The sequence below is a fragment of the Microcystis aeruginosa LEGE 91341 genome, assembly GCF_015206885.1.
Classification (GTDB): Bacteria; Cyanobacteriota; Cyanobacteriia; order Cyanobacteriales; family Microcystaceae; genus Microcystis; species Microcystis aeruginosa_H.
Window position 1 is genome coordinate 1 of sequence record NZ_JADEXY010000118.1, and the last position, 13,521, is coordinate 13,521.

General features: G+C 46.2%; 10 protein-coding genes and 1 pseudogene. 4 read left to right on the forward strand and 7 right to left on the reverse strand.

The genetic code is table 11. From position 1 onward, the window contains the following. Nucleotides 1–86: 86 nt before the first annotated feature. Nucleotides 87–1,529: a serine/threonine-protein kinase gene (locus IQ234_RS16095; protein WP_193957819.1), complete on the reverse strand. Its 1,443-nt coding sequence runs from the start codon at nucleotides 1,527–1,529 to the stop codon at nucleotides 87–89. Between the two features lie 90 nt (nucleotides 1,530–1,619). Then, nucleotides 1,620–2,519 carry a J domain-containing protein gene (locus IQ234_RS16100; RefSeq protein WP_193957820.1) on the reverse strand — a complete coding sequence of 300 codons (900 nt, stop codon included), beginning with the start codon at nucleotides 2,517–2,519 and terminating at the stop codon, nucleotides 1,620–1,622. A 199-nt stretch (nucleotides 2,520–2,718) separates the two neighbouring features. On the opposite strand from IQ234_RS16100, the gene IQ234_RS16105 reads away from it, so the two are divergent. The 4 genes from IQ234_RS16105 (at nucleotide 2,719) to IQ234_RS16120 (ending at nucleotide 4,424) form a co-directional block, all read left to right on the forward strand. Beyond that, nucleotides 2,719–3,117, forward strand: coding sequence for a hypothetical protein (locus tag IQ234_RS16105; protein WP_002746868.1), 399 nt, complete (start codon nucleotides 2,719–2,721; stop codon nucleotides 3,115–3,117). 3 nt (nucleotides 3,118–3,120) lie between these two features. Beyond that, on the forward strand, nucleotides 3,121–3,528 hold the full coding sequence (locus IQ234_RS16110; RefSeq protein ID WP_002798417.1) for a hypothetical protein: 408 nt from the start codon (nucleotides 3,121–3,123) through the stop codon (nucleotides 3,526–3,528). A gap of 255 nt (nucleotides 3,529–3,783) precedes the next feature. Further along, nucleotides 3,784–3,999: a hypothetical protein gene (locus tag IQ234_RS16115; RefSeq protein WP_193957821.1), complete on the forward strand. Its 216-nt coding sequence runs from the start codon at nucleotides 3,784–3,786 to the stop codon at nucleotides 3,997–3,999. Further along, nucleotides 3,987–4,424, forward strand: coding sequence for a type II toxin-antitoxin system VapC family toxin (locus IQ234_RS16120; protein ID WP_193957822.1), 438 nt, complete (start codon nucleotides 3,987–3,989; stop codon nucleotides 4,422–4,424). The genes IQ234_RS16115 and IQ234_RS16120 overlap by 13 nt, the downstream gene beginning before the upstream one ends. 205 nt (nucleotides 4,425–4,629) lie before the next feature. Here the strand turns inward: IQ234_RS16120 and IQ234_RS16125 are convergent, their stop codons facing one another. The 5 genes and pseudogenes from IQ234_RS16125 to IQ234_RS16145 form a co-directional block, all read right to left on the reverse strand. Then, nucleotides 4,630–9,057, reverse strand: coding sequence for an ELWxxDGT repeat protein (locus IQ234_RS16125; protein ID WP_193957823.1), 4,428 nt, complete (start codon nucleotides 9,055–9,057; stop codon nucleotides 4,630–4,632). A gap of 502 nt (nucleotides 9,058–9,559) precedes the next feature. After that, nucleotides 9,560–9,925, reverse strand: a pseudogene (locus IQ234_RS16130) (hypothetical protein); the annotation flags it as partial. A gap of 26 nt (nucleotides 9,926–9,951) precedes the next feature. Beyond that, on the reverse strand, nucleotides 9,952–10,926 hold the full coding sequence (locus IQ234_RS16135; protein ID WP_193957824.1) for a hypothetical protein: 975 nt from the start codon (nucleotides 10,924–10,926) through the stop codon (nucleotides 9,952–9,954). 21 nt (nucleotides 10,927–10,947) lie between these two features. Further along, a complete protein-coding gene (locus IQ234_RS16140; protein WP_193957825.1) occupies nucleotides 10,948–11,922 on the reverse strand; it encodes a hypothetical protein in 975 nt (324 codons plus the stop codon). 259 nt (nucleotides 11,923–12,181) lie between these two features. Then, nucleotides 12,182–13,297: a TIGR03032 family protein gene (locus tag IQ234_RS16145; RefSeq protein WP_193957826.1), complete on the reverse strand. Its 1,116-nt coding sequence runs from the start codon at nucleotides 13,295–13,297 to the stop codon at nucleotides 12,182–12,184. Between the last annotated feature and the right edge of the window lie 224 nt (nucleotides 13,298–13,521).

Sequence of the window (13,521 nt, forward strand, 5' to 3'; positions counted from 1 at the left end):
CCCTTGATAAGGGGGGTGCCGATAGGCGGGGGGATCCCCCTTGATAAGGGGGGTGTCTGACAACTTTTAACACCTACCTACTTAGATTAATTACTATTTTCTTCAGGAGGAGAAGGTGATAAAACCGGAGGAGCGATCGGTTCAATTTTATCCTCATTAACCGGGGGATTAATCACCTCTGGAACAGGAGAAGGAGAAGGAGAAGGAGAAGGAAGGGGAGAAACTTGAGGACTCGGCTCTGTTTCAGGAAGAGGAACAGGAATAGGAATTACTTCTTCTGGGGTGGGACTAGGAGTTAATTCTGGAGTCGCTTCTGGACTAGGAATCACCTCTGGGGTAGGAGTCGGGGATGGGGTAGGAGTCGGGGAATAAATGGGAGTCCGTTGACGAGAAGGTCGTCGGATAGGGGGAAAATCTTGGGAGGGAGGAGCAATTATTTCAGGACTAGGAGAAGGTTCAGGGGTTGGTGATGGTTTAATTTCCTCATTTTTAGGTAAAAGAGCCATAAATCCCCGATATCCTAGGGCAAAAGCTCCAATTGTCACCGCAAAAATCAGCAAAATCCACAGCCAAGGATTCTTTTTTTCCCCAGAATTGGTTTGAATAACCACAGTGGGGGAGACGGTTGGTTTTGGGGGTGTAGAGGACTTTAATCGGGGACTATGGGGAGAAACCGCGATAGTTGGTTGGGTGGACAAATCGGGGGATATTTCTGCCAAAGCTGCTAACATTTCCCTAGCAGTGGCAAACCGATCGCGGGGATGAAAACGGATCGCTCGATCGATTACCATAGCTAAATTAGGATTAACATTTTCTGCCTCCTGTCGCCAGAGAATTTCCCCCGTGCGCGAGTCAGTTTCTAGATATTGGGGAGTTTTTCCCGTTAATAAAAAAATCGCCGTTAAGCCTAAGCTATAAAGGTCACTAGAAAAGACCGGTCTCCCGGCAGCCTGTTCCGAAGCCATATAACCGGGGGTGCCAAGGGCGATCGAATAGGCACTTTTTCCCGTAGGATCGAGTAAGGTGGCGACTGCTTCTTTCATTACCCCAAAATCGATTAAAACGGGCAAATTATCACTATTTCTTAAGATAATATTATCGGGTTTCACATCCCGGTGAATAATGCGGCGACTGTGAATAAAATCGAGAACAGGCAGTAAATTCTCCAAAATCGTCTGCACTGCTGAGGAGGATAAATTTCCCTGTCGTTGCTGTTTTTGGGTTAGTGTCTCCCCTTCAATCCACTCCTGCACCAGATAGAAGTGATTATCTTGGGCAAAATAACCGTATAAACGGGGTATTTGGCGATTTTGCTCCCCCAATTCCTCTAAAACGCTTGCTTCTTTCTGAAAACGTTCTTTTAACCATTCTGGCATCTCCTCACTTTGAATAGCCGGCTGCAATTTTTTAATCACACAGCGCCGTTGAGAAGGCATATTCGTATCGATAGCGATATAAGTTTCCCCAAATCCCCCCCTAGCAAGGGTACTAACAATTTGGTAGCGATTGTTTAAAAGCACTAGATTCATTACCCTGAGAGTGCAAGCGTGGTCGTAAATTGTTCCTAGACTAACATTCTTTCGTTAAGGAAAAAGTCAAGGGAAAAACTAGAGTAGAGTCTAAGGAATCCAGCGACGGATTTTCGTCCACAAAGGTGCATTATCTTGGCTGCTCATCTCCTGAAAACCTTGATAACAATCGTAGGCGCGATTAAGATGGGCAGTGATTTCTGTAGCATTGGGATGGGAATTGCGATCGGGATGCCAATAACACAAGAGAGTTTTATAATTATTCTCAATCCGGCTAGTCGTGCTAAAAGGAGTAATCCCCAAAACTCGCCACCAAACGGGATTAGACGACTCTATAATCATCACGGCCAAGGAACGAGGCGAAGGATAGAGAATTTGGGCGATTAATGACCAATCTGCTCCATAACACAGCCGATAAACCGCTTTAACCCGCTCTTTTCCCAACTGTTTACAAGCTTGTAAATGCCATTGACGAAAATCCCTCCGCATCTGCTGATGAGTTCGCAAATCTCGCCTGGCGAATCTGCCCTCAGCTAGTTTATTAGTCCCGATAGTGTTAAAGTTACCATTAGCGATCGCTTTTAGATCCCAATAGAGATGATAAAAAGGATCTTGATTCAAGGCGAGACTTTCCAGAATTTCCTGAGCGTAACCTCTAGCCGGATTTAATTGTAATAATTCCCGTAATTCCCGACAAAACTGCTCATTTTCGGGCATACCGCGCCATTGCCAATAATTAACATCCGGTTTTGCCAGAGACTGCCTATATACACTGCGCCAAACTTGCGGAACAGTACAAGCGATCGGGGTAGCCAAGGGAGTAGCCAGGGGACAAAATTGACCCTTTAAAGAGCTTTCAGGAGCATCTTCTAGCAAACAAGCAAGATGATAGGCGGGATGACTACGGGGCTTTTTTTGAGGGCTAATAAACCAAAAAGCCGTTAAAATGACAATTAAGTACAAGAGTAGAGAAAGAATTTGCTCCGCCATCGCAACTTTATAGTTAGTCTGCTCAGTTACCCGAAGAATTATAATTGGTGCTATGGTCGCTGAAAAGTTCTTTGTATCTTGGCTGATTGTCAGAAATCCACAAAACGGGGTGATATGCCAAAAGTTTCCATATATTCCTACTTTGGTTATTCGGAAAGTTTCTGTATAATTAGCTAAACCTAAAAAATGAGGCAAAATAATGACGGACAAAAATAAGCCAGAAGAAGTTCAAGAGGCAATGATTTCAGTGGGAGTGGGTACAGCCATTGGAGCTAGTGCATCGGCAGTAGTTGGCGGTATGGGACTTGCTGTAGGAGGAACTGCTCTAGGAGTCGGTATGGCTCCAGTAGCAGCGGCAGGAGCAGTGGTCGGCACGGCAGTTTACGGAACCAAAAAAGCAATAGAAGAACAAGACGCAACGGCAATTGGAGCAGCGGCAATTGGTGCGGGTGCTGGAGCCGGTATATCAGCATTGGTTGGAGGTATGGGATTAGCAGTAGGAGGGACGGCAGTTGCGGTGACGATGGCTCCCGTAGCGGCAGTAGGAGCAGTAATTGGTTTGGCTGGGTATGGTATCTCTAAATTATTCACTGAGTAAGTAATGGCTAAACGGAAAAGACAGTCCCCCAATGCTGCTCAAAAATTAGTAAGAGGAGCAATTCGGGACTTTATTAATCAGCTTAATGGCATAGTTATTGAGCCGGAGATAAATACTCCTGTAAAGGGGACAGAGGCTTGGTATCGGGACAAACTGGCTGGGGAATTAGGAGGAAAAACCGAGGTTTACATTGATAAGGTAGGTAGAATAGATGTCTTAACTAATACGGAAATAATTGAAGTTAAAAATACAAAAGGTTGGAAATCAGCGATTGGCCAAATAAAGAGTTATGGACAGTATTATCCCAAACATAAAATGAGAGTTCACCTATTTGGGAAATTGACGGAAAGTAAACTGGAAACTATTCAGAGAGTATGTAACCTAGAAGGTATAACTCTAACTTGGGAATAGTATGATCGCCGCTATGGTAGATATGGTAAAGTGCGTTCCCTGATGCAAGTCCTACCGCTGCAGCGATCGATTTTGGGGAACACACCATGGTCATTGATTAAAGTAAATGATAATAATCTAAAAACGTCTAGGCACAGCGACAGACGGGAGTGCGATCGAATATAGACAAATATGGAGGCATTTTACCTTACTTTTTGGAGCCGTGATCTGTGGGCAATATGACATGATTAATAGAAGAAACAGGGAGTAAAGAGCATGACTACCTATCAAGATGTTCGCCGGCAAGTGGAGAATCTCACCCCAGAAGAGCAACTTCGCTTGTTAAAAGAGTTAGCTGTAATGGTACGTCGCCCTATGCTTGTTAAGCCCAAGCATAGCATTATGGAACTAGAAGGACTAGGAAAAGAAATCTGGAATGGACTTGATGCTCAAGAGTACGTTAATCAGGAACGTGCCTCATGGAATGGCTGATGCAACTACAAGGTCAAGTTGTGGGGTTGGATACCGCACCACTCATTTACCTGATCGAGCAAAATCAGGCATATTTAGGGCTTGTGCGTGCCTTTTTTGGGGCGCTAAGTCGAGGCGAGTTTCAAGTTGTTACCTCTACGTTGACGCTGACGGAAGTTTTGGTGCATCCATTACGCTCAGGCAATGTAGAACTTGCCTGCCAGTATCGTGATATTCTTCTCGATCAAGAAGACTTAATTACAGTACCTATTTCCGTTGAGATCGCCGAAGTTGCCGCCCAGTTAAGAGCAAGACAAAACTTGCGAACTCCAGACGCAATCCAGATTGTCACTGCTATGGGAGAAGGTGCTATGTTTTTCTTGACCAATGATGCCCGTTTAGCTGCTGTCCCAGATTTAAAAGTTTTGGTTTTGGATGCTCTGTAACAGTACGCCAATCTGGTAGAGTTCGTTCCTTAAACATTGATTAAAGTAAATGATAATAATCTAAAAACGTCTAGGCACAGCGACGGACGAGAGTGCGATCGCTTATGATGGGGTTGTAAATTTTTGTTACGAAGTGCAGTCAGATTGAAAAATTGGTGCTAAAAGTTCGGGAAAAAAAAGGGGAGAATTAATCCCCCCCATTAATTTAGACAAAGAAACTATTGACCGCAATAGTGCCGAGCGCCGGTAAAGTACCCGTTAACCCGGTGAGATTAATCACCAAATCATTAGCACTTTGGAAACCCGCCGTACCGTCGTTGATAATTAGGTAAGTAGAAGAACTATTGTCCCGCACTAAAACAGCACTGTTAATTCCGAGAGCTTGATTTCCGGCTGTTGCCCCATTAGCATCAATGAAGACGTTAGTAACAATGGTGTTAATATTGGTCGTGGTGCTATCTGTTGCCCGGGTAAAAGCGACAGGGGCATTAATTGCCGCACCAGCTTGACTAAGCAGGTCAATTTTATCAGTACCGATAGCAAAATCCGTAACTCGGTCTAGGGCTGCGGCGGTAGATTGACTAAACTGGAAGATGAAGATGTCTGTCCCCACCCCACCAGTTAAAGTATCGATTCCAGCAGCACCATTGAGGCTATCGTTACCAGCGCCACCGATTAGGGTATCGACTCCAGCAGCACCATTGAGGCTATTATTGCCACTATTCCCTGTAATCTGGTTATTTAAGGCATTACCCGCACCATTAAGATTACCAGTACCTGTGAGAAGGAGATTTTCCACGTTGTTGGGAAGGGTATAGGAAATGGAAGCTTGCACGGTATCGGTTCCCTGGTTGAGAGCTTCAATGACCAAATCCCCGGCGTTATTTACCGTATAAGTATCATTTCCGGCTAATCCAGTCATGGCATCTGCTCCAGAAGTACCCACAAGGGTGTCCGGGCCAGAAGTACCGATAAAGTCATCATTATTGATGGTTCCGGTGGCAGTAGCAGTGGTAATAGTAGCGCCGTTGGTGGCATTGGAGAGGGTGACGGTAAAGTTTTCGTTCGGTTCTACTGTTGTATCTCCCTGAACGTTAACAGTAATTACTTTTGAGGTTTCCCCGGCGGCAAAACTCAAGGTTCCTGACGGGAACAACCCTCCGACAAAATCCGTGGCATTGGCAGGATTGGTTCCCGTGCCGGTAACTACCCAGTTAACGTTATTGGTTCCCGTGGTATTAACCGCACGAGTGACGGTGAAAGTAAAGGCTTTACTGCCACTGTTGCCCTCGGTTTGATTGGCACTGGTGGCGGCAATGGCGAGGATGGGGATTGCGGGGGTACTCACGGCCCACAACTCCTCACCGTTAACGCCGTTATCGGCAGTGAAGAACAGGGTGCTGCCCACTACTCTCAGATTACGGGGGTTGGAGCCATTGGAACCGGGGCGGATGTCCCCCACCAGAATCGTGCCGGCCGCCGTGCCGTCGCTTTTCCATAATTCCTCACCGTTCACGCCGTCATCGGCAGTGAAGAACAGGGTGTTGCCCACTGCCGTTAGATTTTCCGCGACGGAGCTAGGGCCACCGGGGTTGATATCTTTGACCAAAACCGTACCGGCCTCCGTGCCGTCGCTTTTCCACAATTCCCGACCGTTCACGCTGTCAAAAGCAGTAAAGAACAGGGTATTACCCACCGCCGTTAGATTGCGGGGGGGGGAGTAAGAGGAACCGGGAAAAATATCCTTGACCAGAACCGTACCGGCCTCCGTGCCGTCGCTTTTCCATAATTCCTCACCGTTCACGTCGTTATTGGCAGTGAAGAACAGGGTACTGCCCACTGCCGTCAGATTGCGGGGGGGGGAGTAAGAGGAACCGGGGCGGATATCTTTGACCAGAACCGTACCGGCCGCCGTGCCGTCGCTCTTCCACAATTCCCGACCGTTCGCGCCGTTATCCGCAGTGAAAAAGAGGGTATTGCCTACTGCTGTTAGATTGCGGGGGTCGGAGCTAGAGGAACCGGGGCGGATATTCTTGACCAGAACCGTACCGGCCGCCGTGCCGTCGCTTTTCCACAATTCATTACCGCTAACGCCTCTGGCACTGAAGAACAGGGTGTTGCCCACCGCCGTTAGATTGTCGGGGTCGGAGGTAGAGTCACCGGGGCTGATGTTCTTGAGTAGAACCGTGCCAGCCGCCGTGCCGTCGCTTTTCCACAATTCCTCTGTACGGCCGATATCGACAGTGAAGAACAGGGTGTTGCCCACCACCGTCAGATTGTAGAAGTAGGAGCTAGAGTCACCGGGGTTGATATCTTTGACCAGAACCGTGCCGGCCGCCGTGCCGTCGCTTTTCCATAATTCAGTACCGTTCACGCTGTCATAGGCCCGGAAGAACAGGGTACTGCCCACCACCGTCAGATTGCTGGGGTAGGAGCCATAGTCACCGGGGCTGATGTCGGCGACCGCAACTGTACCGGCCGCTGTGCCGTCGCTCCTCCACAATTCCTCACCGTTAACGCTGTCATAGGCAGTGAAGAACAGAGTATTGCCCCGGGCCGTCAGATTGCCGGGGTAGGGACCAAAGGAACCGGGGTAGATATCTTTAACTAAAAAAGGAACGGAGTCCTCGTCAACAATGGTCGCGGTTGCCGTAGATGGAGTGCCGAGAGTAGCTCCGTTGGTGGGATTGGAGAGGGTGACGGTAAAGTTTTCGTTCGGTTCTATCGTTGTATCTCCCAGAACGTTAACAGTAATCACCTTACTGCTTTCTCCCGGGGCAAAACTCACTACCCCACTGGGTAACACTCCCCCGACAAAATCGGCAGCGTTAGCGGGAAAAGTGCCAGTGCCGGTAACTGCCCAGTTGACGTTATTGCTTCCGGTGGTGTTATCCGCACGAGTGACGGTGAAGGTAAAGGCTTTGCTGCCACTGTTGCCCTCGGTTTGACTGGCATTGGTGGCGGCAATGGTGAGGATGGGGATTGCTACATCATCATTATTGATGGTTCCCGTGGCAGTAGCGGTGGTAATGTTAGCGCCGTTGGTGGGATTGGAGAGGATGACGGTAAAGTTTTCGTTCGGTTCAAATGTGGTATCTCCCAGAACGTTAACGGTAATCACTTTACTGATTTCTCCCGGGGCAAAACTCACGGTTCCTGACGGGAACAATCCCCCGACAAAATCGGCAGCGTTAGCAGGATTGCTGCCGCTGCTGATAACTATAACTGCCCAGTTAACGTTATTGCTTCCCGTGGTATTGCCAGAACGAGTGACGGTGAAGGTGAAAGCTTTACTGCCACTGTTGCCCTCGGTTTGACTGGCATTGGTGGCGGCAATAGCGAGGGTGGGAATTGCGGGCGTACTCACGGCCCACAATTCCTCACCGTTCACGCCGTTATCGGCGCTGAAGAACAGGGTACTGCCCACTGCCCTTAGATTGCTGGGGTTGGAGCTAGAGGCACCGGGTCGGGTGTCGGCCACCAAAACCGTACCGGCCGCCGTGCCGTCGCTCCTCCACAATTCCTCACCGTTTACGCCGTCAAAAGCAGTGAAAAAGAGGGTATTACCCACTGCCGTCAGATTGCCGGGGTTGGAGCTAGAGGAACCAGCGCGGATATCTTTGACCAAAACCGTACCGGCCGCCGTGCCGTCGCTTTTCCATAATTCCTTACCGTTCACGCCGTCATCGACAGTGAAGAACAGGGTGCTGCCCACCACCGTCAGATTTTCCAGGCTGGAGCTAGAGAAACCGGCGCGGATATCTCTGACCAGAATCGTACCAGCGGCCGTGCCGTCGCTTTTCCATAATTCAAGACCGTTCACGCCGTCATCGGCAGTGAAGAACAGGGTACTGCCCACTGGTGTTAGATTGCGGGGGGAGGAGCTAGTATAGGAACCGGGGCGGATATCTTTGACCAAAACCGTACCGGCCGCCGTGCCGTCGCTTTTCCACAATTCAGTACCGTTCACATCAAAAGCAGTGAAGAACAGGGTATTGCCCAGCGCCGTTAGATTTTGCAGGCTGGAGCTAAAGGAACCGGGGCGGATATCTTTGACCAGAACCGTACCGGCCGCCGTGCCGTCGCTTTTCCATAATTCCTCACCGTTCACGCTGTCAAAGGCCCGGAAGAACAGGGTACTGCCCACTGCCGTTAGATTGCTGGTGGGGCTGATATCCTTGACCAGAACCGTACCGGCCGCCGTGCCGTCGCTCTTCCATAACTTTTGACCGTCATTGTTGTCATCGGCAGTGAAGAAGAGGGTGTTACCCACCGCCGTTAGATTGCGGGGGTAGGGACCAAAGGAACCGGGAAAAATATCTTTGACCAGAACCGTGCCGGCCGCCGTGCCGTCGCTTTTCCATAATTCCCGACCGTTCGCGCTGTCATCAGCAGTGAAGAACAGGGTACTGCCCACTGCTGTTAGATTGCGGGGGAAGGAACCAGAGAAACTGGGAACAATATCTTTGACCAGAACTGTACCAGCCGCCGTGCCGTCGCTTTTCCATAATTCAGTACCGTTAACGCCGTCCTGGGCCTGGAAGTACAGGGTATTGCCCACCGCCGTCAGATAGCGGGGGTCAGAACCAAATAAACCGGGGAAGATATCTTTAACTAAAAAAGGAATTGACATGATTTTTTCCTGAATAAAGGGTGAAAATTAAACAGTTAGGTAGTGGTGCAAAATAAATTTCCTAGTGGAGATAGGCAAGAGGCAAGGGGGGGTTAGATTTGTGTAATTAATTTTGCTTAGGTACTTAAGCCAACCCACGTTCATCTCTGGCATAGATTAGAATCGATTATTAACATTGATTTTTGCTTATGATTTATTATGGTTTCAGTGGGTATTAATAGAAGTCATGACGCTGACCTAGAAAGATTACTGCGGCTATTTTACTCAAAGAATCGTCAACCTTTCAAGGTTTTCATAACAAAAATTAACATTTATTACAAGAAACCGGGTTTCTCAAAGACAAGAAACCCGGTTTCTCAAAGAAACCCGTTTTCTAAATAGGTTCTCAAAGAAACCCGGTTTCTAAATAGGTTCTCAAAGAAACCCGGTTTCTAAATACCAAAGAAAACGGGTTTCTCAAAGAGTTTCTCAAAGAAACCCGTTTTCTAAAGAAGAAGGTTTTCTAGATGTTGATTTTTGCCAAAGACTGCTTAAATTCTGCGAGAGAATTAGCGGTAGCTGCTAATTTAACAATCTCTTGTAATGTAGATAGTACCGAAACTTTATTCAGGTATTGTTCTACATCTAAAGGAACTTCACCTAAGCGAGCTTGCAAAACTGTTTTGACAAAATCACGAGCATTTTCTAACGCGCCAATTTCCTTGCCAATTTCCTTACCAATTTCCTTGCCGCGTTCGATTCCTCGTAACTCCATATTACTTACTAAAGGCATGGTTCTTTCCTCCTCAAATTGTTTGATTTTACTCTCTAAACTTGACTGCAATTCAGGGAATAAAGTCATCATATTGTCGATAATTTCAAACAGCTTACTAAGTAAGGTAGGTATTACCCACACTACTTATTTATGATGATACTAAAAGACTTCCTACACTCCTCAAAAGAATTTACTATAAGTGCGGCTTTTAACATCTCTTCTAAAACCGAAATAACTGAAGCATCATTGAGACATTGTCCAATATCTCCAGGGATATCGCCTAGTCGGTTTTCCAAAACTTTTTTCACAAAATCACGAGCATTTTCTAACGCTCCAATTTCCTTACCAATTTCCTTACCGCGTTCGATTCCTCGTAACTCCATATTACTCATTAAAGGCATAGTTCTTTCCTCCTCAAATTGTTTAATTTTACTCTCTAAACTTGACTGTAATTCAGGGGATAAAGTCATCATATTGTCGATGATTTCAAACAGTTTAATTATCTGTTCCCTCTCGAACTCCTTTTCATATAATCCCCTGATTAATCTCCACTTCCACTGTTCCCGTTCTGGCAGCTTCCCAGTAGTCGCTTTTGTTTTCAGGTGTGCCATGACTATTATAGCAAAGGGATTGCTACTTGTTTCTAGTTCTGACCAGCTTTCCTCATAGTCCAGTAATTTAACCGTTGGGAATTTCAGACTTACTTCACAACCAGCGATAGTATAATTATAGGAATCTGGTCGCCAATTTACTCGTTCATCTCCTAAGATAGCGAGACTGATAACCGGTTTCTGATACAAATCAAAGGCACGATAGTTATAAATATACATCCTCTGGGGGAAATTTTCTTCGTACTGGCTTTGAATTTCAATATGAATCAAAATCCAGATTTCTTCTCCCCTGAGTAACCAGACTTTATAGAGTTTGTCAGCGAAACGTTTTTTTGTCTTTGCTGAAGCGGTAATCCGTTTGAGTTCTTTTTCTAGGGATTCGGGAATTTTTGTCCAATCAATTAATTGGTGAACTTCAGGGAAAAAGAAGTATAAAAACGCTTCAAAATACTCGCTTAATGCTTCTTTCCAGGGTTCATCATAATTGGCGGTTGTTGGGTTCATTGGAGAAGAAAATTACTGAGACTATTGTTCTAAAAGTTGATGCAACTCATCAAAAGAATTAACGGTTAATGCCGATTTCAGTAACTCGTCTAAAATCGATAATACAGCAATTTTATCTACAGCTTGCTCAATGTCTATTGGAATGTCACCCAATCGCGTTTTCAGCACCGTTTTAATATAGTTACGAGCCTTTTCTAACGCGCCAATTTCTTTACCAATTTCCTTACCAATTTCCTTACCGCGTTCGATTCCTCGTAACTCCATATTACTCATTAAAGGCATGGTTCTTTCCTCCTCAAATTGTTTAATTTTACTCTCTAAACTTGACTGTAATTCAGGGGATAAAGTCATCATATTGTCGATGATTTCAAACAGTTTAATTATCTGTTCCCTCTCGAACTCCTTTTCATATAATCCCCTGATTAATCTCCACTTCCACTGTTCCCGTTCTGGCAGCTTCCCAGTAGTCGCTTTTGTTTTCAGGTGTGCCATGACTATTATAGCAAAGGGATTGCTACTTGTTTCTAGTTCTGACCAGCTTTCCTCATAGTCCAGTAATTTAACCGTTGGGAATTTCAGACTTACTTCACAACCAGCGATAGTATAATTATAGGAATCTGGTCGCCAATTTACTCGTTCATCTCCTAAGATAGCGAGACTGATAACCGGTTTCTGATACAAATCAAAGGCACGATAGTTATAAATATACATCCTCTGGGGGAAATTTTCTTCGTACTGGCTTTGAATTTCAATATGAATCAAAATCCAGATTTCTTCTCCCCTGAGTAACCAGACTTTATAGAGTTTGTCAGCGAAACGTTTTTTTGTCTTTGCTGAAGCGGTAATCCGTTTGAGTTCTTTTTCTAGGGATTCAGGAATTTTTGTCCAATCAATTAATTGGTGAACTTCAGGGAAAAAGAAGTATAAAAACGCTTCAAAATACTCGGTTAATGCTTCTTTCCAGGGTTCATCATAATTGGCGGTTGTTGGGTTCATGGCAAGTCGCTACCAATTGGAAAGTTAGGCACTCATCTAAATCTATTATTCCCCATAAATATCATCAATGCTACTTGTCGTCACAAAACTTCCCATTAGAGCAACCTACATCTACATCTTTGTTCTAACATTTATTGGTAAAACTATATAATGCCGTCAGATAAAGGGGGTCGGAACCAAAGGAACCGGGGAAGATATCTTTAACTAAAAAAGGAATTGACATGATTTTTTCCTGAATAATAGGGTGAAAATTAAACAATTAAGTTCCTAAAGAAGGCACCATCCACACCGATTGAGTGCCGTCGAGGTCGGTATCCGGTCCAATTAGCGCTGGGTTGCGGTAGCCCGGCAGCACAGAGACGGCGAAAACCTCTTCCACGCCGCTATTGAACCAAAAAGTCGCCACCAGTTGACCGGTAGCTAGATTGACAATAGCCAACCCGCACCGCAATTGATTACGCCGCTCATCCAGGGGTAAACCGCCAAAAATCGCCGTTTCCCGGATTTGGGACAACCCGACAAAGGCGTGACCTTCCCAACAGTCTAAACCCCGGGTAAAACCGGGCAATTCCGCGATGATTTCCGTGCCACCAGTTTGGGGATGCCAACGGTTCAAGGTTCCATAACCGGAATTGAGGAAATAGAGATTACCCTGGTAAAGACGGGGAGAATGGGGCATCGCTAAACCCCGCAGAATCACCTCTCCCCTCGGCACATCAATTAAGCATCCCCCTTGGGCCTTATTCTCTCGCCAGAGGCTTTCCTCGTTGGTTTCCCCCAATGCCGTTACATAGGCGGGAGTGCCGCTATTTTCAGCCATAGCCAAGCCATTGAGGTGGCAGCGGTCTCCAGGGACTAACTCGGTAATAAAGGGCGGTTTCCACTGGGGGAGAAAACTCCAATTTCCTTCGATGGTTGCCAGACAGTTAAATAGGGTATTGACTACCCAAAGGCGATTACTGCCAAAGGCCAAATCATGACCCATAATCGGACCGGTGAGGTGAGAAGAACGAGCTAAAAAAGCAATATCCTGTTCCCCTTCTGGTTTAATCTGGGGGGCAATCTCTCGATTAGCGGGTAAATTCCAAATTGCCTGACGAGCGCCCACAGCAATTCCGGTAGCGGTTCGGGTTAAACCCATCGCTTGGTCAAAATGGGCGAAAATCACCCGCATTTGTCCTTGATAAGCGCCAATGCTGGCCACTCGTCCTGCTTGGTAGGTGGAAATCAACACCGAGAGGTCAAGCTGGTTGAGTAATTCCGGCAGATTGAGGCTGTACTCATAATTGACCGGCACTGCTTGGCGCTGAGATGGACTCGCTGCTGGCTCTTGGGTATCTGAAAACTGGTTAGTGTTGGGCGGCAAGCTGTCCATAGAGTTTTTTTTGCATAGATTAGAATCGATTGTGATAATTGATTATTGTTTATGGTTTGTTGACTAACCTTAATAAGGTTTGATCCCCCCTTGCCCCTAGGGCTGTTTCATTTAAATTAAGTATAGCTGATTTTGAGTCAATAAATTTGACCGAAGATTCTCAAGTTTATCTTTTTCTAACCAAAAGAGTTAGTCACAATAACTAATTTTTAATCCTCTGCCAA

Excerpts from the sequence above, each read along its gene's own strand:
- IQ234_RS16110 (WP_002798417.1), top strand. The coding sequence starts at position 3,121 with ATGGCTAAACGGAAAAGACAGTCCCCCAATGCTGCTCAAAAATTAGTA.
- IQ234_RS16115 (WP_193957821.1), top strand. The coding sequence starts at position 3,784 with ATGACTACCTATCAAGATGTTCGCCGGCAAGTGGAGAATCTCACCCCA.
- IQ234_RS16105 (WP_002746868.1), top strand. The coding sequence starts at position 2,719 with ATGACGGACAAAAATAAGCCAGAAGAAGTTCAAGAGGCAATGATTTCA.
- IQ234_RS16120 (WP_193957822.1), top strand. The coding sequence starts at position 3,987 with ATGGAATGGCTGATGCAACTACAAGGTCAAGTTGTGGGGTTGGATACC.
- IQ234_RS16145 (WP_193957826.1), bottom strand. The coding sequence starts at position 13,297 with ATGGACAGCTTGCCGCCCAACACTAACCAGTTTTCAGATACCCAAGAG.
- IQ234_RS16095 (WP_193957819.1), bottom strand. The coding sequence starts at position 1,529 with ATGAATCTAGTGCTTTTAAACAATCGCTACCAAATTGTTAGTACCCTT.
- IQ234_RS16135 (WP_193957824.1), bottom strand. The coding sequence starts at position 10,926 with ATGAACCCAACAACCGCCAATTATGATGAACCCTGGAAAGAAGCATTA.
- IQ234_RS16140 (WP_193957825.1), bottom strand. The coding sequence starts at position 11,922 with ATGAACCCAACAACCGCCAATTATGATGAACCCTGGAAAGAAGCATTA.
- IQ234_RS16100 (WP_193957820.1), bottom strand. The coding sequence starts at position 2,519 with ATGGCGGAGCAAATTCTTTCTCTACTCTTGTACTTAATTGTCATTTTA.
- IQ234_RS16125 (WP_193957823.1), bottom strand. The coding sequence starts at position 9,057 with ATGTCAATTCCTTTTTTAGTTAAAGATATCTTCCCCGGTTTATTTGGT.